We start from the raw sequence: 22,296 nt of genomic DNA on the forward strand, positions 1-22,296 counted from the left end.
GTCAGGCGGCGAGGAGGAAGTCGGCGGCGGGCGGGCCGCGCCGGATCACCGTGTGCTGGAGTGCGGTGGTGTGCGGGCCGGGCGCGCCGCCCCGGTCGGTACGACGGCCGCGCGGGCCGGGCGCGGAGGCGGGTAGCAGACCGGCGCACAGGACGCGCGCCAGGGCGAGCGCTGAGCGCAGGGACCGTACGAGCGCCCCCTCCGCGACTCCATGCGCCGACAGCTCGATCAGCCGCAGCAGGGCCAGATCGCCGCGGCGGAGCAGCCAGCCGGCGGCGACGGCGGCGAGGACGTGCCCCAGCAGCATCGGCAGCGAGGGCAGCAGGCCCGCCGAGGCGCCGGTGGCGTCCTGCGCGGGGTCCATGTCCCCCATGACGGTCGCGGGACGGCCCGAGCGGTCGATGAGGTGCGCGGCGAGCAGGACGTGGAAGGCGCGCCCGGGGGTCAGGGCGGTGGGGCTCGCCCCGCACAGGAAGCGCGTGGCCTGCTCGACCAACGCGGCGTCGTTCAGCGCGGAGCCGCGCCCGCCCGGTACTCCCGTCGCCATCCCGCCCGAGGCCATGGCGGCCCCGTGCTGGCCCAGCCCGAACAGCGTGTGCAGCGCGGTCTGGCCGAGGGCGAGGAGCACCGCGATGCCCGGCAGCGAGCGGGCCCGCCCGGCGAGCGGTACCACGAGCAGCAGACAGCCGAGAAAGCCCGCCCCCAGCGCCCACAGCGGCACGCCCGCGCAGGAGGCGAGGGTGTGCCCGCACGCGGCCAGCGCGACGCAGACCGCGGCGAACACCGCGGCCCGCAGGATCCGGAGGCCCGCTCCGGGACGCGCCGTGCGCGGGTGGGGGGCAGTCATGGCGGCCTCATCATCGCACTGCGCTTGTCGCCGTCCCACCGCAGGGCCGCGGGAACGCCCCTCATACACCGATTCCTCCCGCGGCGCATCGGCTGTATGGGCGGAGTCACGTCAACTGTGTGCTTACGACCCCCTACGGGCGGCAATACGTAACGGTATGTCGAGCCGCGGCCAGGAGGCTGGAGCATGAGCATCTGGTGGTCACTCCATCTGCGCCGCGAGGCCGCGAGCGTGCCGCTCGCCCGGCGGCTGCTGATCGGCACCATGGAGACGGCGGGTGTCGACCCCGAGATCTCCTACGACCTCTCCGTCGCCCTGAGCGAGGCCTGCGCGAACGCCGTCGAGCACGGCGGGGACACCCCGAACGGCAGCTCCTCGGAGGCGTACCGGGTGACGGCGTACCTCGACGGGGAGAAGTGCCGCATCGAAGTGGCCGATTCGGGACCGGGACTGTCCCGCGCCCAGGAGATCCGGCCTGCCCGCCCGGACGCCGAGCACGGCCGCGGGCTCTGTCTCATCCGCGAACTCGCCGACCACGTCCACATCGGCCCCAAGCCCGGCCGGGGGGGCACGGTGGTCAGTTTCGACAAGATCCTCAAGTGGAAGAAGGATCCCTCATTGCTGACGGCATAGTGAGGCCATGGAGATCGAGAGCGGCGACATAGCGCCCGGTGTGACCCTGCGGCTTCCGACGCCCGCCGACGCGGACGCGCTGTGCGCGGCCTACCTGGACAACCGCGAGCATCTGCGGCCGTGGGAGCCGCGCCGGCCGGAGTCGTTCTTCACCGTGGCCGGGCAGCGCGAGCGGATCACCGGGCTGCTGCGGCTGTACTCCGAGGGCGCCGCGGTGCCCCTGGTGCTCCAGGCCGCGGACGGGCGGATCGCCGGGGCCGTCACCCTGACCGGGATCGTCCGAGGGCCCTTCCGCAGCTCCTCCCTCGGCTACTGGGTGGCCGCCGACCAGCAGAACCGCGGCCTGGCCACGGCCGCGGTGGAGCGGGTCTGCCGGATCGCGCGGGACACGGTGGGGCTGCACCGGATCGAGGCGTCCACGCTGCTCGCGAACACCGGCTCACAGCGGGTGCTGACGAAGAGCGGCTTCGAGGCGATCGGACTGGCCCCGAAATACCTGCACATCGACGGGCAGTGGCGGGACTGCAGGCTCTTCCAGCGGATCCTGCACGACCGCGATCCGGCCCTGTGAGGGCACACTCAGCCCCTCTCCAGCACCTTCGCCAGCACCTCCAGCGCCTCGCCGTACGCCCGCTCGCGGGGCGTGCCGTAGCCGACGACCAGGCCCTGGGGGCGGCCGGGGCCGGGGGTGTGCCAGTGGTCGCCGAGGGCGCCGAGGGCGAGACCCTCCGCCTCCGCGCGGGCCAGCACCCCGGCCTCGTCGGGCACGTCGATCAGCGCGTGCAGACCGGCGGCGATGCCGTGCACGCTGCGGCCCGCGCCCAGGCGGTCCAGCAGCTGGTCGCGGCGGCGCCGGTAGCGCAGCCGGCACGCGCGCACATGCCGGTCGTAGGCGTGGCTGTCGATCAGTTCGGCGAGGGCCAGCTGGCCGATGGTCTCGGTGTGGTGGTCGCTGTGCAGCTTGGCGTCGGCGACCGCGTCGACCAGCTGCGGCGGCAGCACCATCCAGCCGAGCCGCAGCGCCGGGCCGAGCGTCTTGGAGGCCGTACCGAGGTACACCACCTGGCCGGGCGCCATGCCCTGCAGCGCGCCCACCGGCTGGCGGTCGTAGCGGAACTCCCCGTCGTAGTCGTCCTCGACGATCAGCCCGCCCCGCGCGCGTGCCCAGTCGCCGAGCGCCCGCCGCCGCTCGGGATGCAGCGTCACCCCGGTCGGGTACTGGTGCGCCGGGGTGACCACCACAGCCGCCGCCTGGCCCAGCTCCTCGGGGCGCACCCCGCGCGCGTCGACCGGCACCGGCAGGACCGTTCCTCCGTTGCGCCGCACGACCTCCCGGTGGAACGGCAGCCCGGGGTCCTCCATGGCGACGACGGCGCCGTCCAGTACGCGCGTGAGGAGCGCGAGGCCCTGGACGTACCCGGAGGTGACGACGATCCGCTCCGGCGGCGCGAGCACTCCGCGTGCCCGCCCCAGATAGCCGGAGAGCGCCGTGCGCAGCTCGATCCGGCCGCGCGGGTCGCCGTAGTCGTAGGCCAGTGAGGGTGCCGTCGCTATGGCCCGGCGCAGTGCGCGCAGCCAGGCGGCCGCCGGGAACGCGCCGACGTCCGGGCTGCCGGGGCGCAGATCGAAACGCGGGGCACGCGTGCGTGTCGCCGTGCCGGGTTCGGCGGACTCGACGGTCGGCAGCGCGGCGACCCGGGTACCCGAGCCCTGGCGTGCGGTCAGGTACCCCTCGGCGACGAGCTGGTCGTAGGCGGCCTTGGCGGTGCCGCGGGAGATGCCGAGTTCGGCGGCGAGCCGCCGGGTGGCCGGCAGCCGGGTCCCGGGCACGAGCCGCCCGTCCCGCACGGCGTCCCGCAGGGCCCGCTCCAGCCCGATCCGGCGCCCGTCCGCCGCATCGGGTTCAAGATGCAGGTCCACACCGAATCCGGCCCAGAACTCGTCCACGTGTCCACCCCCGTGAGTGCAGCGCCGCCAGGGGCGCGGGGAACTGCGCGGCCAGCCACGGACAGACCCGCGGACGACAACGGCCGGGCACCTCCCTCGGTACCCGGCCATTGAATCTCAGATCAGCCCTTCAGCGACGCCATCCAGGTCTCGACCTCGTCGGAACGACGCGGCAGACCGGCCGAAAGGTTCCGGTTGCCGTCCTCCGTGACGAGGATGTCGTCCTCGATGCGGACGCCGATGCCCCGGTACTCCTCGGGCACGGTCAGGTCGTCGGCCTGGAAGTACAGCCCCGGCTCGACGGTCAGCACCATCCCGGGCTCCAGGACACCCTCCACGTACGTCTCGGTCCGCGCGGCGGCGCAGTCGTGGACGTCCATGCCGAGCATGTGGCCGGTGCCGTGCAGGGTCCAGCGGCGCTGCAGGCCCAGCTCCAGGACGCGCTCGACCGGGCCCTCGACCAGGCCCCACTCGACGAGCTTCTCGGTGAGCACGCGCTGGGCGGCGTCGTGGAAGTCGCGGTACTTGGCGCCCGGCTTGACCGCCGCGATGCCGGCCTCCTGGGCCTCGTACACGGCGTCGTAGATCTTCTTCTGCAGCTCGCTGTACGTGCCGTTGACCGGCAGCGTGCGCGTGACGTCGGCGGTGTAGAGGGTGTGGGTCTCCACCCCGGCGTCGAGCAGGAGCAGGTCGCCGGAGCGGACCGGGCCGTCGTTGCGCACCCAGTGCAGCGTGCAGGCGTGCGGGCCGGCCGCGCAGATGGAGCCGTAGCCGACGTCGTTGCCCTCCACACGCGCGCGGAGGAAGAAGGTGCCCTCGATGTAGCGCTCGCTGGTCGCCTCGGCCCTGTCGAGGACCTTCACGACGTCCTCGAAGCCGCGGACCGTGGAGTCGACGGCCTTCTGCAGCTCGCCGATCTCGAACGCGTCCTTGACCAGCCGGGCCTCGGAGAGGAAGACACGCAGCTCCTCGTCGCGCTCGGCGGTGACCTTGTCGGTCAGGGCGGCCTCGATGCCGGCGTCGTAGCCGCGGACCACGCGCACCGGGCCGGTGGCCTCGCGCAGCTTGTCCGCCAGCTCGCGCACATCGGCGGCCGGGATGCCGTACAGCGCCTCGGACTCGGTGAGCGAATGCCGGCGGCCGACCCACAGCTCACCCTGGCCGGAGAGCCAGAACTCGCCGTTCTCGCGGTCGGAGCGGGGCAGGAGGTAGATCGTCTCCTGGTGGCCGTCGCCGGTGGGCTCCAGGACCAGGACGCCGTCCTCGGTCTGGTCGCCGGTGAGGTACGCGTACTCGACGGAGGACCGGAAGGGGTACTCGGTGTCGTTCGAGCGGGTCTTCAGGTTGCCCGCGGGGACGACCAGCCGCTCACCCGGGAAGCGGGCGGAGAGCGCGGCACGGCGGCGCGCGGTCTCGGCGGCCTGCGGGACGGGCTTCAGGTCACGCAGTTCCGTGTCGGCCCAGCCGGACTTCATGTTCTCGGCCAGCTCGTCGGAGACGCCCGGGTACAGGCCGTTCTTCCGCTGCTTGATGGGCTCCTCGGACTCGGTCTCGGGGCCCTCCGCGGTAGCGGAGTCGGGCACAGCCGGGTTGAGCTCGTCGGACACGTGATCCTCCTCGATACGCCTTGTGATCTCCCCCGGGGCCCGCGACGCTCCTGCTTGTGGCCGAGCGGGGACCTCCATCATCGTACGGTCGTACCGTGGGCGGGTCAGGGGCGGATGCCCTGTTATGCCCGGTCATTACAGGCGGGCTCAGTCGAAGCGGGCCGCCAGCAGCACCACGTCCTCCTCGCTGTCGGCCGCGTCCACGCCGTCCGGCAGGACGACGCGCAGGACGTGGTCGGCGACGGCACCGGGGTCGTGGCGCACCGTGCGCGGGATGCTCGCGGCGGCCGAGTGCAGCCGGGCGAAGGCACGGTCCGTCGAGTCGCCGGTACGGTGCAGCAGCCCGTCGGTGTACAGCAGAACCGTCTCCCCTGCCTCGGCCTGGATCTCCACGCTGGGCGCCTCCCAGCAGGCGAGCATGCCGAGCGGCGCGGAGACGGAGGTCTCGGCGAACTCGGTGCGCCGCTCGCCGATCAGCAGCGGCGGGCTGTGACCGGCGCCGGCCAGGGTGATCTTGCGCAGGGCGGGCTCGCAGTAGGCGAACAGGGCGGTGGCCGAGCGGGCGGGCTCGGTCAGCCGCAGCAGCAGTTCCAGGTCGGACAGGACCGCGACCGGATCCTCGCCCTCCATCACGGCGTAGGCGCGCAGCGAGGCGCGCAGCCGGCCCATGGCGGCCACGGCGCTCGGCCCCGAGCCGGTGACCGAGCCGACGGAGAGGCCGAGTGCGGCGTCCGGCAGCGGCAGCGCGTCGTACCAGTCGCCGCCGCCGCGCGGGCCGGTGCGGTGCCGGGCGGCCAGCTGGACGCCGGGGACGCGGGGCAGCCGGGTGGGCAGCAGCTCCTCGGTGATGGTCGCCACGCGTGCGCGTGCGCGTGCCACTTCCAGCAGGCGGGCCAGGTGTTCGGTGGCGTGGCGGACGTAGAGGCCGACGAGGTGGCGCCGGCGCTCGTCGGGCTCGGCCGGTTCGTCGTAGAGCCAGACCACGGCGCCGAGGCGGCCGGCGGATTCGGTGGCCAGGAGCAGGGCGTAGCTGGCGGCGTAGCCGAGGCTGGCGGCGACCTCGCGGTGCCGGGGGTCGAGGCCGTCCTCGGCGAGCAGGTCGGGGTGGACGATCTCGGTGGCCGTGCCGGTGTCGTACGGCAGCGCGCCGCGCGGGACGGTCTCGATGTGGCCGAGGTCGGCGCGGCCGAGGCCGAGGCCGAGCGTGGTGCGGGGGCCGAGTCCGTCGCCGGGCTCCAGGGCGACGAGGCCGCGGCGGGCGCCGACGAGGGCGGCTCCGCCGCGCAGCAGCTCGTGGAGGGCGGGCTCCAGGGCGCTGGTGCGGGACAGGCGCTCGGTGAGTTCGTGGAGGGTGGTGAGGTCCGAGACCCAGCCGGCCAGCCGGTCCTGGAGCAGGGCACTGGGCGCGGGGCCGTGCGGGGCGGGGACGGCGGGCGCGTCCGGGGACGGGCCGGCGCCGGGGGCGGGAGACGCGGGCGCGACAGTGTGTGCGGGCGTGGGAACCGCTGAATCGATTCCGGCCACTTTCGGAGGGTGCGGGGCGTTCATGGCGTCCGGCCTTCAGACCGGTGCGTATTGCTGAAAAGCATCGCAAACCCCCATGTCATTCTGCGCCGCTAGCAGTGTCTCCACATGTACACGCACTCGTGAGGGGATGTCCAGCATTGTCCTGCAGGGATTCCTGGTGTCCATGGGGTTGGTGAGGGTTTCTTCCGAACCCCTTGCCTTACTGCCAAGTTGGCTGAAAACTGCCTCGGGTAACGGTTCATTGCGGTCGACTGGCCTTGCTCCACGGAGCGTCACAGCGGTCGTGATGGGTACGTACTCGGAGAAAGCCAGGGGTGGTTGGGGGCCACCCGGAACCTGGCGACGGACCCGGGCGTCATAGCCACCGACGGCCGAGCCCCATCCTCCCTGGCGGAGGCGGAGAGAACCACGCGCGACGGCAAAACGCCATACTTCGCCACCCCCACGCCGCAACCGTGCTTTTGACAGACGCACTAGGGACGCGGCCCGTGCTCGACCCCCTGGGGTTCCCCCTGCCGTGCGCAGGGGTGTGATGCGCCAACAGGTACGCACAGTGAAGTGATCGACACATGACGTGATGTGGACCACGGTGTTGCCAGCGGTGCAACGGAAAGGAACGAGCGCTCATGCGCGAGATCCTCGGAAGGCGACGCAGGCTCCTGTCCAGGTGGAACGACGGGAGGCGCAGGCGGGACGACAAAAGGCCTGAGCTGATCGGCTCGGCCCTGACCTTCGCGAGCGAGTGGCACTGGCCCGTACTCCCGGGGGTGGCCCCGGACCCGCAGGGACGGACCCGCTGCGCCTGCCCCGACCCGGAGTGCACGGTGCCCGGTGCGCACCCCTTCGATCCCGGCCTGCTCGCGGCCACGACCGACGCGCGGATGGTGCGCTGGTGGTGGACCAATCGGCCGAACGCGCCGATCGTCCTGGCCACCGGCGGCGGGGCGCCGTGCGCGGTCAGTCTGCCGGCGCTCGCCGCCGCGCGCGCCCTCGCCCTGCTCGACCGGCGGGGCATGCGCCTCGGCCCGGTGGTCGCCGCGCCGAACCGCTGGTCGCTGCTCGTCAAGCCGTACTCCATGGAGCAGTTGGGCGAACTGCTCTACGCCAAGGACTTCGTCCCCGGCTCCCTGCGCTTCCACGGCGAGGGCGGCTATCTCGCCCTGCCCCCGTCCGAGACGGGCCAGGGCGCCGTCCGCTGGGAGCGCGCTCCGCTGGCCGGTTCGGCGGCGCCCTGGGTGCCCGATGTGGAGGCAGTCGTCGACGCCGTGATCGACGCCCTCACTCGTACGGGTGTGAGCGCGCCCGAGTTGTAGGAGTGTCGGGCGCGGCCCAGGGGGCAAATCCCCCTGGATCGTTATGTTCCGCACATGCTGCGAATTTCTGGGGGACATGCCCGTCGACACTCCGGGCGGCACGGCCGTAGATCGCCACAGCGCGGCGGACCGGAATCCCCAAGGTTGCGGCTGCTCGCGCTCCTCGGTGTCGTGACGGCCGCGGTCGTGCTGCCGCTGGCCGTGGCGTCCGCGGGGCAGGTGGGCGAGGCGGCCCGGCACGCGATGGCCGGCAAGCCGCACGGCACCCCGACCGCGGGGAGCAAGGACGGCGCCGGCTCTCGCCACGACGAGCCCGGCTCCCACGGGGGCGGCCCCGGCTCCCGGGGGGACGGCGACGGGTCCGCGGACGGCAAGCTTCCGCTGCCCGGCGAGGCGCCCCGGCTGCTCGGGCTCGGCCTGGCGACGGCCGCGCGGTGCGGTCCCCAGCTCACGTCCCCGGAGGGCATCGAGGCGCAGACCTGTGTGCTGACCCAGGGCAAGGACACCTGGGCCCGCACCTACTACCGCAACGCCACCGGCAAGCCGCTGGACTCCGTGCTGAGCCTGATGGGTCCGGGCGGCCACACGCTGCAGATGCGCTGTGTCACGAGCACCGACGACGAGCCCGCCACCTGCGAGACACCGCGCGAGCACACCAAGGGCGGACCGGACGCCTACACGGCCGTCACCGAGTTCGCCTCACGCGGAGCCGACGGCACCCTGCTGCTGCGCTCGGGCAGCGACTCGACGCACTTCGACGGCAACTCCGTCACGCAGAAGGGCAGTTGACGGCCCGCGGCGCGCTGTACACCGCACGCGGAGATGGAAAGACCCGGTTGCTGGCGACGGGGGATGCACCAGCAACCGGGCTACTGGAACGGTAACAAGAGATTGGCGGTTCGCAAATTCCGCCTCGGTCATTCGGCCACCGATTTCCCCGTCTCCACGGGGAGTTGTGACAGGAGTCACCTGCTGCGCGGGTCGCGACCAGGCCTTACCGACCGTTCAGTTGCGACCCGCGCGCGTGCCGTCAGCTGAGCGTGACCTGCCGGTTGGTCAGTCCGCCGCGCGCCCGGCGCTCGTCCGCCGTGAGCGGCCCGGTGGCGGCCAGGGCCGCGGCCAGACGCTCGGCGAACTCGGCGGCCGGCTTCTCCACGTCGTCCGCCGTGACCCCGCTCGGCAGGTCCCAGACCGGCACGGTGAGGCCGTGAGCACGGAAGGAGCCCACGAGCCGGGTGCCCTCGCCCAGACTGGAGCGGCCCGCAGCGTGCAGCCGCGCGAGAGCGTCCAGAAGCTGCTCCTCGGGATGCGGCATCACCCAGCGCAGGTGGTTCTTCTCCGGGGTCTGGCACCAGTACGCGGCGTCCACGCCGGTGAGCTTCGCCGTCGGGATGGCGGCGGCGTTGGCCCGCTCCAGGGAGGCGGTCACCTCCGGCGCGGCGTTCTCCGCGTCCGGCACCCAGAACTCGAAGCCGCTGTGCACGACCGGAGCGAACGGCGCCTCGGGCGCGAGCAGGTCCTGCAGCCGCGGACCGCCGGCCGGGGCGCGGCGGCCCTGCACCGGGGTGCCGGGTTCGGTCCGGAGCGCGCGCTGGAGGGTGTCGGCGAGGTCGCGGCTGAGATCACCGGACGCCGTGTCGTTCTGCAGGCCGAGCAGGACCGAGCCGTCGTCGCGCCGCAGCGCGGGCCAGGCCATCGGCAGCACCGTGGCGAGCGTGACGGACGGAACGTCCTCGGGCAGGCCGTCCTTGAGGGTCAGCTCGACCGTCGCGGCCGGCACCAGCTCGCGCAGCGCCACCCAGTCGCACTCGCCGGGCAGCCCCTCGAACGGGCGCTGCACCAGCTCCGTCGCCGCATGTGCCGCGGCCCGGCCGTGGCACGCCTTGTAGCGCCGGCCGCTGCCGCAGGGGCAGGGCTCGCGGGCGCCGACCACCGGAATCTGTCCATCAGCGCCTGCGGCGGGGGCGCCGCCGCTCTGCTGTGACCGCCCGGCCTTCGTCTGGGGTCGCTTCTTGGCCATCGTGGGTGTCTCCCGGTTGCGGCTCTTCTCGTACGGTCGGGAGCCTAGCCGTTCGGGCCATGACCGGCGGGAACCTGTGGACAACGCAAGCCTGTTGGACGCCAGGGGAGTGAACCTGTGGACAACCCCGGGGTGCCGTCGCGGCCCGCTCCGGGCCTCCCGGCCCTCGGGCCTGTCGGTCCGGGCCCGGCCGGACGCGCGGCCGGTACCGGCCCGTTCAGTCCAGGTCCTCGAAGGCGTCCGCGAAGTCCAGGTGGGCCATGTCCGGCAGCGCGGGGGAGGTGACGCGCGTAGCGAAACCGTCCGGTCGTCCCCCGGCATCGGGATCGTGGACGTCCTCGTGGACCACCACCCAGACCGTCACCTCGCCGTGCACCCCGTCCCGCACGCCCCAGTCGTCGGCGAGGGCCGTGACGATGTTCAGCCCACGGCCGCCGTGCGCGGTCACCGACGGGGTGGCCGGCGCCGGGCGGGTCGGACCACCGCCGTCCGTCACCTCGACGATGAGCCGGCCGCGCAGGTCGACCCGCCACGCGGCGCGCACGTCCCCGTCACCCGACAGCGCGTCGCCCAGGGGCCGCCCGTGTTTGCAGGCGTTGCTCAACAATTCGGAAAGGATCAGTACGGCATCGTCGACGACCGATTCGGCCACGCCCCCGCTGCGCAACTGTGAACGCATCCGGTGCCTTGCCTTCCCCACGCCCGCAGGGCCATGGGGTACGGCCATGCTCGACGACGTCGGCACCTCCTGTGCCACCACCAACGCCACCCCCGAGACCTCCTTTGCCCCACGCCACGGTGTGGATGCCCCATTGGCCTGTACCGGAAACCGGCCAGTCCCCTTCCGCTGACGCGTTCGCAACAGGTCGGTACGGAGCGAACGCGCGGGAGCACTCCCCGTGACGGAGGCGCTGTTCCTGTGGTCGTCGCCTGGCTGGATTTCAATGGTGTGGCCGAGAAGGGAGGATTCAGCAGCCGTACAGCCGGGTCAAGGGATGCGCACAGCTCTTTACCGGTCTCTTGAGGTCACATGCGCCCCAACTGGCGCAGGACGGCGCCCGGCCGGTTGGTGATGATGGCGTCGATGCCCAGTTCCACGCAGAGATCGACGTCCTCGGGCTCGTTCACGGTCCACACGTGCACCTGATGGCCGGCGGCTTTCAGCCGTTCCACATAGCCGGGGTGGTTGCGCAGGATGCGGATCGAGGGTCCCGCGATGCGCACGCCCGCGGGCAGCCGTCCGTCGCGCAGCCGCGGGGTGAGGAACTGCACCAGGTAGACCGTCGGCAGCGTGGGCGCGGCGGCGCGCACGCGGTGCAGCGAACGCGCCGAGAAGCTCATGATCCGGACCGGGGACTCGGCGGCGGAGGCCGGTGCGTCCAGGCCGAAGCGCTTCAGCAGCGTCAGCAGCCGCTCCTCGACCTGGCCCGCCCAGCGCGTGGGGTGCTTGGTCTCGATGGCCAGCTCCACCCGCCGCCCGGCGTCCGCGACCAGCTCCAGCAGCCGCTCCAGGGTGAGCACCGAGGTGTCCGCGGGGTCCTCCGGACGGTGCACCCAGTCGGGCTCCTCGTCCCGTCCGCGCCAGGCGTCGCGCGTCTTCCAGGAGCCGAAGTCGAGGGCGGCGAGATCGGCCAGTTCCAGCGCGGAGACGGCGCCGCGGCCGTTGGAGGTACGGTTCACCCGCCGGTCGTGGACGCAGACCAGATGGCCGTCGGCGGTCAGCCGTACGTCGCACTCGAGGGCGTCGGCGCCGTCCTCGATCGCCTTCTTGTAGGCGGCCAGAGTGTGCTCGGGTGCGTCCTCGGACGCGCCTCGGTGGGCTACGACCTGGACGGAGCGCTGTGGTGCGTGGGTCACCGCGTCATGGTGCCACCGTCGCGGGGCGGGCGTGGCGGCGCGGATGCGTCCGTGCGGCGAACGGCAGCGTGCGCGCTGTCCATTTATATAACTTTTGCCTGAAAAGTCTTATATAAAGAGAACCCCCGGACCCACAGCCACCGCTTATCGTGCTCTGACGGCCCGTGGGAAAAGCTGACTGCATACAACGGGACAACAGCCGTGGATCGAGGAGAAGAGCTGTGAGCACCGAGAACGAGGGCAACGAGGTACCCCCGGCCCCGTCCGCACCTCCCGTGCCGGTGGCCTCTCCCACCTCCCCACAGGGCCCCGCGCCCGAGGGGAACGCGCCGACGGCGCCCCTCCCGCCGGTTCCCCAGGACGCTCCGGCCTCCGCCGTGCAGGCCGGCCCGGCCGGCGCACCGCACGCCTCGGGCCCGGCCCCCGACGGCTCCTGGCCGCCCCCGCCGCCGGCCACCCCGCCGTACGGCGACGGCCCGGCCTACGGCGACGGCGGTGCGGCCGGCTTCGGAGCGGGCGGTGCGGGCGGCTTCGGTGGAGCGGGCGGCGCGGGCGGCGCGGGCGGCTTCGGTGGCGCCGGAGGCGGGGGCGGCTGGGGAGCGTCGTACCAGCAGCCCGCCCCCAGGCCCCGCAGCGGGCGCGGCGGCCTGGTCGCCGCGGTCCTGGTGGCCGCGCTGGTGGCGGGCGGCCTGGGCGGCGGTCTCGGCTACACCCTGGCCAAGGACAACGACAGCACCGGCTCCACCACCGTCTCCGCCTCCGACAGCAGCGCGGCGCAGGTCAAGCGCGCCCCCGGCACGATCGCCAACGTGGCCGCCCGGGCGCTGCCCAGCACGGTCACCATCGAGGCGGAGAGCACCAGCGGCGAGGGCGGCACCGGCACCGGCTTCGTCTTCGACAAGCAGGGGCACATCGTCACCAACAACCACGTGGTGGCGGACGCGGTGGACGGGGGCAAGCTCACGGCCACCTTCCCGAACGGCAAGAAGTACGACGCGGAGATCGTCGGCCACGCGCAGGGCTACGACGTCGCCGTCATCAAGCTCAAGAACGCCCCGTCGGACCTCAACCCGCTCGCGCTCGGCGACTCCGACAAGGTGGCCGTCGGCGACGAGACGATCGCCATCGGCGCCCCCTTCGGCCTGTCCAACACGGTCACCACGGGCATCATCAGCGCCAAGGACCGCCCGGTGGCCTCCAGCGACGGCAGCTCCACCAGCAAGGCGTCCTACATGAGCGCCCTGCAGACCGACGCGTCCATCAACCCGGGCAACTCCGGCGGCCCGCTGCTGGACGCCTCGGGCGCGGTGATCGGCATCAACTCCGCGATCCAGTCCAGCAGCAGCGGTGGTTTCGGCGGCTCCGGCCAGTCCGGCTCGATCGGCCTGGGCTTCGCCATCCCGATCAACCAGGCCAAGTACGTGGCCCAGCAGCTGATCAAGAACGGCAAGCCGGTGTACGCCAAGATCGGTGCGTCCGTCTCGCTGGAGGACTCCTCCGACGGCGCGAAGATCACCGACCAGGGCACGGGCGGTTCCGCCCCGGTCGAGTCGGGCGGCCCGGCCGACAAGGCGGGCCTCAAGCCCGGCGACGTGATCACCAAGCTGGACGACATGGTGATCGACAGCGGTCCCACCCTGATCGGCGAGATCTGGACCCACAAGCCCGGCGACAAGGTCACCCTGACCTACGAGCGCTCAGGCAAGGAACACACCGCCGAACTCACCCTGGGCTCCCGCGTCGGCGACAACTGACCGGCACTCGCGCGCGCCGACCCGTTACCCTTGTCCCCGCGCCGCCGATCTCGGCCGGCGCGGGGAGGCGTGCCCGAGCGGCCGAAGGGAACGGTCTTGAAAACCGTCGTGGCAGCGATGTCACCGTGGGTTCAAATCCCACCGCCTCCGCGCTGACAGCGCTGAGCACGGCCCCTGACCCGGTACTTGGTCAGGGGCCGTTGCCGTGTCCGGAAAAGCGGAGCTGCGGCCGGAACGTACTCGTCCCGGGCTCACGGGCGTTCGGTGTGCGGAGGTGGTCCTCACGGCCGGTGGCCCGTCATCCGGGCCGCCGACGCGATCGTCGCGCGGGCCTCATGTTCGGTCAGGCCGGTGCTGAGGGCCGCCTCGACCAGCGGCGCGAGCAGGGCGGGGCCGATGCCGTTCTCGTAGGCGCGGCAGGCCGCCCAGAAGAGGCGGGTGTTGCGCTGGCCCTCGTGGGCGGTCAGGACGAAGTGGACCAGGCCGCGACCGTGGTCGCCGGGGGGTGCGGGCGCCGGATGGGCCGTGCGGGGCGGCGGCAGGAGGAGCCGTAGCAGGGCCGGCGGGCAGGGGGCGGGGGCCAGGTGGGCGGTGCCGGGGGCGGCGGTGTAGAGGCCGTGGTCGGTACGGGAGCCGGGGCCGACGAGGTAACCGCCGGCCCCGCGGATGTCGATGCCGGGGGCGAGGCGTCCGGCCGAGTTGGGCACGACGGTGTCCGGCGGGCCGGTCAGCCACACGTGGCGGCCGCCGCTCGGGGTGAGGACGACGACCGTCTCGGGGATCGTGAACAGGTGGCGCAGGGCCAGTTCGCGCAGGGCCGCCGATGAGTCGGTGCCGGTCTTGGTGTCCAGGTCGACGCCGATCAGGTGGTACGGCGGCAGCCCGCAGGCGATGCCGTAGCCGGTGGCCCAGGGGGCGGCGGCGAACAGCTCGCGGATGCGGACCGGGTCGGTCGAGGCGTCGTACACACCGTGGCCGAAGCGTCCGCACGCGCCGTGGCAGCGCGCTCCGGCGGGGGTGGGGTCGTCGCGGTGGGGGGAGCGCAGGGCCGGGAGCTTCGTCCGGGACAGGGGGATGACGGCCAGGCCGCGTTCGGCGGCTGACAGGGCGTGTGCGAGGGCCAGCGTCGTGGCCTGCCGGTCGGTGGTGGCCATACTTCTATGTTCGTACGTATGTTCGAAAAAGGAAAGGGGAGGCCGCCTCGACGCGCCGGATGAGGAGAAATTGGCCGGATGTGCGAAGGAACGATTCGTTCCTTGTGCCGCTTGAGAACGGGCGATGCCTTCTGAGCCCTCCTGGGGAAGGTGAGGGCGAAAGGTGACGTTAGGGGTTTATCGACTTGTCATCACGCTTGCGTGCGAATAGCGGCTTCCGGGGTGGTTCGCCGGGGATTCGGTGGGCAACTCTGGTCTCGCGACGTCGTCCACGAACGTCAGAGCGATCGGCCAACCGCACTGACACAAGCCGTAATTCACGTACTGCCGGCCCTAGGGCCGCCGAGTGCTTGGTTCTGGAGGAACAACATGGCAAGCATCCGTACCGCCCGCGTTCTCGCCACCGTCGCCGCGCTCCCGCTCGCAGCCGCCCTCTTCGGCGGCGTCGCGGCAGCGGACAACGGCGCCTTCGCGGACAACGGATCGAACGCGGGTGTGTCGTCCATCATCGGCAGCGGCGTCGGTCACAACAACAACGGCAACTCGTCCACCACGCAGCAGAACGCGGTCGGTACCGGCGCGTCGAACCAGAGCAATACCGCCCAGGTCGATCATTCCCCGTTCACAGCCATCCGGCAGGGCAACGAGAACGTCACCGTCCACTTCGCCCAGCTGTGGTGAGCCTCGGACGAGGCCCCTCCCGGTGAGGGTCCTCGTGGGGTGTGCTTCGGGGTCGTGACACGTCTGCGCGGCGGTACTTCGGTGCCGCCGCGCAGGCGTTTTCCCACGGCGCCGTGCGCGGCGTCCGCGCGTGGCCGCCGCCGTGACCGAACCGGGATGCCGGCGGTCGTCCTTGACAGCCGACCGTATCTGACGGACAGTCAGAAACTGTCCGGCTGACTCGGGATGACGAGGGGGCTGCGGTGAGCACGGCAGACGTGGTGTCCGACCCGCTCGGCGCGCGGCTCAAGGCGTACGAGGGCGCGCCGGCCGCGGTCGCCGGGGTGGGCAAGGACCCGGTGAACGCCCCGATGATCCGGCACTGGTGCGAGGCCATGGGCGACACCAACCCGGCCTACTCCGGCCCGGACGCCATCGCCCCGCCCACCATGCTCCAGGCCTGGACGATGGGCGGCCTGTCCGGACACGAGGGCCGCACCGGCGCCTACGACGAGCTGCTGGCCCTCCTCGACACCTCGGGCTGCACGGCGGTGGTCGCCACCGACTGCGAACAGGAGTACCTGCGGCCCCTGCGCCCGGGCGACCGGGTCACGTTCGACTCCGTGATCGAGTCGGTCTCCGGCCGCAAGACGACCAAGCTGGGCACCGGGTACTTCGTCACGACCCGCACGGACGTCCGGGCCGAGGGCGAGCTCGTGGGCACGCACCGCTTCCGCATCCTCAAGTACGCCCCCGCCCGCCGCCCGCCCAAGGCCGCACGTCCGCGCCCGGTGGTCAACGGGGACAACGCCGGCTTCTGGCAGGGCGTGTCCGAGCACCGGCTCCTCATCCAGCGCTGCGCGGACTGCGGCGCGGTGCGCCACCCCTGGCTGCCGGGCTGCAACGCGTGCGGCTGCCTCGACTGGGACACGGTCGAGGCGAGCGGCGCGGGGACCGTCTACTCGTACGTGGTGATGCACCACCCGCCCTTCCCCGCCTTCACCGACTCCGGACACGCCGCCGACGCGGCCGGTCCCTACGCGGTCGCCCTCGTCGAACTCGCCGAGGGCGTGCGGATGGTGAGCAACGTGGTCGGGGTGCCGTACGACAAGGTGCGCATCGGTCTGCCGGTCCGGGCGGAGTTCCGCACCTACGAGGACGCGGAGGGCGCGCTGGTCCTGCCGGTCTTCCGGGGCGTCGAGGGCGGGGAGTGAGAGATGACGGCATCGACGAGGGCACTGGCGGCGGGCGCCCAGCTGCCCCCGCTGGAGATCCCGGTCACGCGGACGCTGATCGTGGCGGGGGCGATCGCCTCACGGGACTACCAGGACGTCCACCACGACGCGGAACTGGCCCGGCAGAAGGGCTCACCGGACGTCTTCATGAACATCCTGACGACGAACGGCCTGGTCGGCAGGTACGTCACGGACCACTTCGGCCCGACGGCCGTGCTCCGCAAGGTCGCCATCCGGCTGGGGGCGCCCAACCACCCCGGCGACACCATGGTGCTGACCGGCAGGATCGAGGCGGTCGACGGCGACACCGCCACCGTACGGGTCGTCGGCGCCAACGCGCTCGGCCGTCATGTGACGGGGACGGTGACGGTCACGGTCCCGGCGGATCCGGCTTCGCCGGCCCCGGCCCGGACGCGGGAGGCCGTCGCGGCGGCCCCGGACCCGGAGGACCGCTCATGAGCGTGCGCACCCGCGACACCCTGGCCGGACGGGCCGCGATCGCCGGCATCGGGGCCACCGAGTTCTCCAAGGACTCCGGGCGCAGTGAGCTGCGGCTGGCCGTGGAGGCCGTACGTGCCGCGCTGGACGACGCCGGGCTGGCACCGGCGGACGTGGACGGCATGGTGACGTTCACGATGGACACCAACCCGGAGATCACGGTGGCCCAGGCCTGCGGGGTGGGTGAGCTGTCCTTCTTCTCGCGGGTCCACTACGGCGGCGGCGCGGCCTGTGCGACGGTCCTGCAGGCGGCGCTCGCGGTGGCGACGGGCGTGGCGGAGGTAGTGGTCTGCTACCGCGCCTTCAACGAGCGGTCGGGCCGCAGGTTCGGCGCGGGCGTGCAGCACCGGGAGCCCTCGGCGGAGGGCGTGGCGCTCGGCTGGGTGCTGCCGTTCGGGCTGCTCACCCCGGCCTCCTGGGTGGCGATGGCGGCCCAGCGGTATCTGCACGCGTACGGGCTGACGCCGGAGGTGTTCGGGCACGTGGCCGTGGTGGACCGCAGGTACGCGGCGACGAACCCGGCGGCGTACTTCCACGGCCGTCCGATCACCCTGGCCGAACACGCGGCGTCCCGCTGGATCGTGGAGCCGCTGCGGCTGCTGGACTGCTGCCAGGAGACCGACGGGGGGCAGGCGATCGTCGTCACGTCCCTGGAGCGCGCCCGGGATCTGCCGCGTCCCCCTGCCGTGATCGCGGCTGCGGCCCAGGGCGCGGGCCGGGCGCAGGAGCAGATGACCAGCTTCTACCGGGATGACCTGACGGGCCTGCCGGAGATGGGCGCGGTGGCCCGTCGGCTGTGGCGCGACTCGGGCCTGCGCCCGGGCGACATCGACGTGGGGATCCTGTACGACCACTTCACGCCGTTCGTGCTGATGCAGCTGGAGGAGTTCGGGTTCTGCGGGAAGGGGGAGGGGGCGGGCTTCGTGGCCGAGGAGCGGCTGCCGCTGAACACCCACGGGGGTCAGCTCGGGGAGGCGTATCTGCACGGGATGAACGGCATAGCGGAGGCGGTGCGCCAGCTGCGGGGCACGGCGGTGAACCAGATACCGGGAGCGACCCGGACCCTGGTGACGGCCGGCACGGGCGTACCCACGTCGGGTCTGGTCCTGACGGCGCCCGGATGATCCGGGGGCCGCACCCGCATCCGGCGCCTCGACCGGCCCCGGAGCCGGGGGGGCGGGGCGGCCGGCGGAGCCCTGGCGGACGGGCGGACGTCAGGGTCGTACCCGCAGAGGGACCGCACGCGCCGTCCACCTTCAGGAGGTGGAGCCGGCCCCACCCGTACAACCTGAGGGGGACTCCGCTTCGGGACCTGCGGGCGATCCGCCGGCAGGGGGCCCGCTCCTAGCGTGGAGCCATGACCACACCCGTCTGCACCAGCGCCTCGGCCGCCGCCGCACCAAGGCGGCAGACCCTCCCCCACGCACGGCACAGGCCGAGCGGAGAGGCGCCTGCCTACCCGTCGTTCGCGTCGTACGTGCGCGCCCGCCAGCCGGTCCTGCTGCGCACCGCGCGCTCGCTGACCGCGAACCTGAGCGACGCCGAGGACCTGCTGCAGACCGCGCTCGCCAAGACCTACGTGGCCTGGGAGCGGATCGAGGACCAGCGGGCGCTCGACGGCTATGTGCGCCGGGCGCTGCTGAACACCCGGACCTCGCAGTGGCGCAAGCGCAGGGTGGACGAGTTCAGCTGCGACGAGCTGCCCGAGCCCGAGCCGGCGCCCGGCGGCGACGACCCGGCCGAGCGGCAGGCGCTGCACGACGCCATGTGGCAGGCGGTCATGAAGCTGCCGGCGCGCCAGCGGGCGATGGTCGTCCTGCGCTACTACGAGGACCTCAGCGAGGCCCAGACCGCCGAGGTGCTGGGCGTGTCGGTGGGGACGGTGAAGTCGGCGGTGTCCCGTGCGCTCGGCAAGCTGCGTGAGGACCCTGAGCTGGGACTGGTCCGCTAGTCGCGAATTTCCCCCAGATTTCCTCCCCCGGTGTCCCGCCCCTAGTGACATACCGCGCGGTATGTGAGCAGAATCAGCGCGACCTCTACCACCGCGTAGGCAACGCCGCCCCGGGAGGACCCCGTGCTGAGCACCATGCAGGACGTACCACTGACCGTCACCCGCATCCTCGTGCACGGGGCGCTGGTGCACGGACGGTCCCAGATCATCACCTGGACCGGCGAGGCCGAGCCGCAGCGGCGCAGTTTCGCCGACGCGGGCCTGCGTGCCGTACAGCTGGCGAACGCCCTGCGCGACGAACTCGGCGTCCGGGGCGACGACCGGGTGGCGACCCTGATGTGGAACAACGCCGAACACGTCGAGGCGTACTTCGCGATCCCGTCCATGGGCGCCGTGCTGCACACGCTCAATCTGCGGCTGCCCGCCGAACAGCTGGTGTGGATCGTCAACCACGCGGCCGACAAGGTCATCATCGTCAACGGCTCGCTGATCCCGCTGCTCGCCCCGCTGCTGCCCAAGCTGCCGTCGGTGGAGCACATCGTCGTGTCCGGCCCCGGCGACCGTACGCCGCTCGCGGGTGCCACGGCGCGGGTGCACGAGTACGAGGAACTGCTCGCGGGCCGGCCGACCCGGTACGACTGGCCGGAGATCGACGAACGCCAGGCCGCCGCCATGTGCTACACCTCCGGCACGACCGGGGACCCCAAGGGCGTGGTGTACAGCCACCGTTCGATCTACCTGCACTCCATGCAGGTCAACATGACCGAGTCGATGGGCCTGACCGACCAGGACACCTCACTGGTCGTGGTGCCCCAGTTCCACGTCAACGCCTGGGGGCTGCCGCACGCCACCTTCATGACCGGCGTGAACATGCTGATGCCGGACCGTTTCCTGCAGCCCGCGCCGCTCGCCGAGATGATCGAACGCGAGAAGCCCACCCACGCTGCGGCCGTCCCGACCATCTGGCAGGGCCTGCTCGCCGAGCTGACCGCCAAGCCGCGCGACGTCTCCTCCCTCACCCAGGTCACCATCGGCGGCTCCGCCTGTCCGCCCTCCCTCATGGAGGCCTTCGACACGCTCGGCATGCGCGTCTGCCACGCCTGGGGCATGACGGAGACCTCGCCGCTGGGCACGGTGGCCCGCCCGCCGGCCCATGCGGTCGGTACGGAGGAGGAGTTCGCGTACCGCCTGACCCAGGGCCGCTTCCCGGCCGGCGTCGAGGCCCGCCTCACCGGCCCCGGCGGCGAGCGCCTCCCCTGGGACGGCGAGTCCGCGGGCGAGCTGGAGGTGCGCGGCAACTGGATCGCGGGCGCGTACTACAACGGCCCCGACGCCGAACCCCTCCGCCCCGCCGACAAGTTCAGCGACGACGGCTGGCTGAAGACCGGCGACGTCGGAACCATCTCCCCCGACGGCTTCCTCACCCTCACCGACCGCGCCAAGGACGTCATCAAGTCCGGCGGCGAGTGGATCTCCTCGGTGGAGCTGGAGAACGCGCTGATGTCCCACCCGGACGTGGCCGAGGCCGCGGTGGTCGCCGTGCCCGACGAGAAGTGGGGCGAGCGCCCGCTGGCCACGGTGGTCCTCAAGGAGGGCGCCACCGCCGACTTCGAGACCCTGCGCACGTTCCTCGCCGAGGAGGGCCGCATCGCCAGGTGGCAGCTGCCCGAGCGCTGGACGGTCGTCGCCTCGGTGCCGAAGACGAGTGTGGGCAAGTTCGACAAGAAGGTGCTGCGCAGGCAGTACGCGGACGGCCACCTGGACGTCACACGGCTCTGACCGCCCCGGGGGCGGCCCGCGGTGCGCTGCTGCCCCGGGCCGCTGCCCCGCGCCGCGCACCGGGGCGGCTGACCCGGGCTGCGCCCCTGGGCCGCTCGCCCGAGGCCGCCGGCCGGCGCTGCTCACGCCCCCTGTTCACCTCCGCCGCAGCGTGCTCGTCCAGCCCAGCAGCAGCCATACCGCCGCCACCGCGCACACCCCGGCCCAGCCCCAGTGGCCGAAGGCCGGTCCTGCCGCGGCCGAGGCGAGGGCGCCGCCGGCGAAGCCGGAGACGACGTAGGCGGTGTTGGCGGTGGCCGGGGTGGACGTCGTGGTCAGGGCGAGGGTCTGGTTGGCGACGTGCGAGGCGACCAGTGCGGCATGGAGGGCGATCGCGGCGGCGAACAGCGCCACCAGGACATGCCCGCCCAGCCAGAACAGCGGTACGGCCACGGCCGCGAGCAGATACGCGGTGCCGACGACCCGTGGCGCGCCGAAACGGTCCACCAGGCCGCCGGCCAGCGGCGCCACCGCGCTGGAGGTCAGTCCGAAGAGACCGAAGAGCCCGGCGGTCGCGGTCGACAGACCGTAGGAGGGGCCGGTCAGCAGCAGCGCCAGGGACGTCCACAATGCGCTCCAGGCGCCGAACATGCCCGCCTGCCGGAGGCACGCCCGGCACAGGTCGGGCGAGCGGCGCAGCAGTCCCGGCAGCTCGGCCAGACCCGAGAACAGCCCGCCCTGCCGTGCCCGCCGCTCCGACGGCAGGGCCACGGCGGTGGCCAGGCCCAGCGCCAGGGTCAGTACGGCGGACCCGGCGAACACCCAGCGCCAGCCGAAGACCTGCCCGGCCAGGCCGCCGACGACGCGGGCGGCCACGATGCCGGTGAACAGTCCGGCGATGACGGCCGCGACATGCCGGGCGCGCCGGTTCGCGGGGGCGCGCTCGGCGACCAGCGGGACCAGCAGCTGCGGTATGACGGTCGCGGCGGCGGCGAGGAACACGGCGGCGGCGAGCGCGGCGGTGCCCGGGGCCGCGGCGGCGGCGACCAGCGCCACCGTGGTGGCCACGGACAGGCCGGCGACGAGCGGGCGGCGGTTGACGCGGTCGCCGAGCGGGGCGAAGAAGAGCAGGCCGGCCGCGTAGCCGAACTGGGCGACGGACGCGATCCAGGTCACCGCCGAGGGGACCGTGCCGAAGTCGTGGGCGATCAGGGGGAGCAGCGGGGCCGCGAGGTAGATGTTGGCGGCGGTGACGGCCGTACAGACGGCGATGAGCAGGAGGAACAGACTGCCGGATGCTCCGGGGGCCCCGGACTCGCCGGGCGCGGTGGACGCCGCGGACCGATCGGGCGCGGGGACACGGTCGCGGATCCGGAGCCGGGTCCGGTGGGCCGGGCGGGTGCTGGTGCCTGACGGCATGAGCGGGGACACTCCTTGGAGCCGGCTCTAGTAACTAACTCGTTGGTTGGTAGCAGTCAACAGGGTGCAGGGTGCTCGCATTCCCCGTCAACCAAATAGTTGGTTACTTGCCTGCC

The 22,296-nt window shown here is 72.8% G+C and carries 20 protein-coding genes and 1 tRNA gene; 12 read left to right on the forward strand and 9 right to left on the reverse strand.

The window, feature by feature from the left end:
* Window position 1: 1 nt before the first annotated feature.
* Window positions 2-847 carry a membrane protein gene (locus IO33_RS0114210; protein WP_031164481.1) on the reverse strand — a complete coding sequence of 282 codons (846 nt, stop codon included), beginning with the start codon at window positions 845-847 and terminating at the stop codon, window positions 2-4.
* A 186-nt stretch (window positions 848-1,033) separates the two neighbouring features.
* Here IO33_RS0114210 and IO33_RS0114215 point away from each other — a divergent pair, with 186 nt between their 5' ends.
* Both IO33_RS0114215 and IO33_RS0114220 read left to right on the forward strand, forming a co-directional pair.
* Complete coding sequence (locus IO33_RS0114215; protein WP_031164483.1) at window positions 1,034-1,480, forward strand: ATP-binding protein; 447 nt, start codon at window positions 1,034-1,036, stop codon at window positions 1,478-1,480.
* A 7-nt stretch (window positions 1,481-1,487) separates the two neighbouring features.
* Window positions 1,488-2,051 carry a GNAT family N-acetyltransferase gene (locus tag IO33_RS0114220; RefSeq protein ID WP_031164485.1) on the forward strand — a complete coding sequence of 188 codons (564 nt, stop codon included), beginning with the start codon at window positions 1,488-1,490 and terminating at the stop codon, window positions 2,049-2,051.
* An 8-nt stretch (window positions 2,052-2,059) separates the two neighbouring features.
* Here IO33_RS0114220 and pdxR read toward each other — a convergent pair whose 3' ends face one another.
* The 3 genes from pdxR to IO33_RS0114235 all read right to left on the reverse strand — a co-directional run bounded on the left by pdxR (window position 2,060) and on the right by IO33_RS0114235 (window position 6,582).
* On the reverse strand, window positions 2,060-3,427 hold the full coding sequence (gene pdxR, locus IO33_RS0114225) for a MocR-like pyridoxine biosynthesis transcription factor PdxR (RefSeq protein ID WP_031164487.1): 1,368 nt from the start codon (window positions 3,425-3,427) through the stop codon (window positions 2,060-2,062).
* A gap of 122 nt (window positions 3,428-3,549) precedes the next feature.
* Complete coding sequence (locus IO33_RS0114230) at window positions 3,550-5,034, reverse strand: aminopeptidase P family protein (protein ID WP_031164489.1); 1,485 nt, start codon at window positions 5,032-5,034, stop codon at window positions 3,550-3,552.
* Between the two features lie 147 nt (window positions 5,035-5,181).
* Complete coding sequence (locus tag IO33_RS0114235; protein ID WP_078963617.1) at window positions 5,182-6,582, reverse strand: PP2C family protein-serine/threonine phosphatase; 1,401 nt, start codon at window positions 6,580-6,582, stop codon at window positions 5,182-5,184.
* A 605-nt stretch (window positions 6,583-7,187) separates the two neighbouring features.
* Here IO33_RS0114235 and IO33_RS0114240 point away from each other — a divergent pair.
* On the forward strand, window positions 7,188-7,874 hold the full coding sequence (locus tag IO33_RS0114240; RefSeq protein ID WP_031164493.1) for a bifunctional DNA primase/polymerase: 687 nt from the start codon (window positions 7,188-7,190) through the stop codon (window positions 7,872-7,874).
* A 144-nt stretch (window positions 7,875-8,018) separates the two neighbouring features.
* The gene (locus IO33_RS0114245; RefSeq protein ID WP_063765761.1) at window positions 8,019-8,663 is read left to right on the forward strand and encodes a hypothetical protein; all 645 of its coding nucleotides are present in this window, start codon (window positions 8,019-8,021) and stop codon (window positions 8,661-8,663) included.
* Between the two features lie 241 nt (window positions 8,664-8,904).
* On the opposite strand, the gene IO33_RS0114250 is transcribed toward IO33_RS0114245, so the two are convergent.
* The 3 genes from IO33_RS0114250 to IO33_RS0114260 all read right to left on the reverse strand — a co-directional run bounded on the left by IO33_RS0114250 (window position 8,905) and on the right by IO33_RS0114260 (window position 11,751).
* Window positions 8,905-9,894, reverse strand: a complete 990-nt coding sequence (locus IO33_RS0114250; protein ID WP_031164498.1) for a DUF5926 family protein — start codon at window positions 9,892-9,894, stop codon at window positions 8,905-8,907.
* 217 nt (window positions 9,895-10,111) lie between these two features.
* Entirely contained in the window at window positions 10,112-10,663 is a 552-nt protein-coding gene (locus IO33_RS0114255) for an ATP-binding protein (protein WP_037685398.1), read from the reverse strand.
* A 257-nt stretch (window positions 10,664-10,920) separates the two neighbouring features.
* Entirely contained in the window at window positions 10,921-11,751 is an 831-nt protein-coding gene (locus tag IO33_RS0114260) for a glycerophosphodiester phosphodiesterase (RefSeq protein WP_031164503.1), read from the reverse strand.
* Window positions 11,752-11,972: 221 nt separating this feature from the next.
* Here IO33_RS0114260 and IO33_RS0114265 point away from each other — a divergent pair, with 221 nt between their 5' ends.
* Entirely contained in the window at window positions 11,973-13,505 is a 1,533-nt protein-coding gene (locus tag IO33_RS0114265) for a S1C family serine protease (protein ID WP_031164505.1), read from the forward strand.
* A 63-nt stretch (window positions 13,506-13,568) separates the two neighbouring features.
* Window positions 13,569-13,655 (forward strand) — tRNA-Ser (locus IO33_RS0114270).
* A 131-nt stretch (window positions 13,656-13,786) separates the two neighbouring features.
* On the opposite strand, the gene IO33_RS0114275 is transcribed toward IO33_RS0114270, so the two are convergent.
* A complete protein-coding gene (locus IO33_RS0114275; RefSeq protein WP_031164507.1) occupies window positions 13,787-14,659 on the reverse strand; it encodes a bifunctional DNA primase/polymerase in 873 nt (290 codons plus the stop codon).
* Window positions 14,660-15,028: 369 nt separating this feature from the next.
* Between IO33_RS0114275 and IO33_RS0114280 the strand changes: the two genes are divergently transcribed.
* The 6 genes from IO33_RS0114280 (at window position 15,029) to IO33_RS0114305 (ending at window position 20,782) form a co-directional block, all read left to right on the forward strand.
* Window positions 15,029-15,340 (forward strand): hypothetical protein, encoded by a 312-nt coding sequence (locus IO33_RS0114280; RefSeq protein ID WP_031164509.1) that lies wholly within the window; start codon window positions 15,029-15,031, stop codon window positions 15,338-15,340.
* 242 nt (window positions 15,341-15,582) lie between these two features.
* Entirely contained in the window at window positions 15,583-16,533 is a 951-nt protein-coding gene (locus IO33_RS0114285; RefSeq protein WP_245235782.1) for a bifunctional MaoC family dehydratase N-terminal/OB-fold nucleic acid binding domain-containing protein, read from the forward strand.
* 3 nt (window positions 16,534-16,536) lie between these two features.
* A complete protein-coding gene (locus IO33_RS0114290) occupies window positions 16,537-17,013 on the forward strand; it encodes a hotdog family protein (RefSeq protein ID WP_078963620.1) in 477 nt (158 codons plus the stop codon).
* On the forward strand, window positions 17,010-18,176 hold the full coding sequence (locus tag IO33_RS0114295; protein ID WP_031164516.1) for a lipid-transfer protein: 1,167 nt from the start codon (window positions 17,010-17,012) through the stop codon (window positions 18,174-18,176). Before IO33_RS0114290 ends, IO33_RS0114295 begins: the two co-directional genes overlap by 4 nt.
* A 233-nt stretch (window positions 18,177-18,409) precedes the next feature.
* On the forward strand, window positions 18,410-19,003 hold the full coding sequence (locus IO33_RS0114300; protein WP_031164519.1) for a SigE family RNA polymerase sigma factor: 594 nt from the start codon (window positions 18,410-18,412) through the stop codon (window positions 19,001-19,003).
* Window positions 19,004-19,126: 123 nt separating this feature from the next.
* On the forward strand, window positions 19,127-20,782 hold the full coding sequence (locus tag IO33_RS0114305; RefSeq protein ID WP_031164521.1) for a long-chain fatty acid--CoA ligase: 1,656 nt from the start codon (window positions 19,127-19,129) through the stop codon (window positions 20,780-20,782).
* Between the two features lie 135 nt (window positions 20,783-20,917).
* On the opposite strand, the gene IO33_RS0114310 is transcribed toward IO33_RS0114305, so the two are convergent.
* Window positions 20,918-22,180, reverse strand: a complete 1,263-nt coding sequence (locus tag IO33_RS0114310) for an MFS transporter (protein ID WP_031164523.1) — start codon at window positions 22,178-22,180, stop codon at window positions 20,918-20,920.
* Window positions 22,181-22,296 lie beyond the last annotated feature (116 nt).

The organism is Streptomyces durhamensis (assembly GCF_000725475.1).
GTDB classification, from domain to species: domain Bacteria; phylum Actinomycetota; class Actinomycetes; order Streptomycetales; family Streptomycetaceae; genus Streptomyces; species Streptomyces filipinensis.

What these genes read in the sequence shown, in the direction of transcription:
- IO33_RS0114210 (WP_031164481.1), bottom strand. Translation starts at nt 847, where the DNA reads ATGACTGCCCCCCACCCGCGCACGGCGCGTCCCGGAGCGGGCCTCCGG.
- IO33_RS0114215 (WP_031164483.1), top strand. Translation starts at nt 1,034, where the DNA reads ATGAGCATCTGGTGGTCACTCCATCTGCGCCGCGAGGCCGCGAGCGTG.
- IO33_RS0114220 (WP_031164485.1), top strand. Translation starts at nt 1,488, where the DNA reads ATGGAGATCGAGAGCGGCGACATAGCGCCCGGTGTGACCCTGCGGCTT.
- IO33_RS0114235 (WP_078963617.1), bottom strand. Translation starts at nt 6,582, where the DNA reads ATGAACGCCCCGCACCCTCCGAAAGTGGCCGGAATCGATTCAGCGGTT.
- IO33_RS0114240 (WP_031164493.1), top strand. Translation starts at nt 7,188, where the DNA reads ATGCGCGAGATCCTCGGAAGGCGACGCAGGCTCCTGTCCAGGTGGAAC.
- IO33_RS0114250 (WP_031164498.1), bottom strand. Translation starts at nt 9,894, where the DNA reads ATGGCCAAGAAGCGACCCCAGACGAAGGCCGGGCGGTCACAGCAGAGC.
- IO33_RS0114275 (WP_031164507.1), bottom strand. Translation starts at nt 14,659, where the DNA reads ATGGCCACCACCGACCGGCAGGCCACGACGCTGGCCCTCGCACACGCC.
- IO33_RS0114280 (WP_031164509.1), top strand. Translation starts at nt 15,029, where the DNA reads ATGGCAAGCATCCGTACCGCCCGCGTTCTCGCCACCGTCGCCGCGCTC.
- IO33_RS0114290 (WP_078963620.1), top strand. Translation starts at nt 16,537, where the DNA reads ATGACGGCATCGACGAGGGCACTGGCGGCGGGCGCCCAGCTGCCCCCG.
- IO33_RS0114295 (WP_031164516.1), top strand. Translation starts at nt 17,010, where the DNA reads ATGAGCGTGCGCACCCGCGACACCCTGGCCGGACGGGCCGCGATCGCC.
- IO33_RS0114300 (WP_031164519.1), top strand. Translation starts at nt 18,410, where the DNA reads ATGACCACACCCGTCTGCACCAGCGCCTCGGCCGCCGCCGCACCAAGG.
- IO33_RS0114310 (WP_031164523.1), bottom strand. Translation starts at nt 22,180, where the DNA reads ATGCCGTCAGGCACCAGCACCCGCCCGGCCCACCGGACCCGGCTCCGG.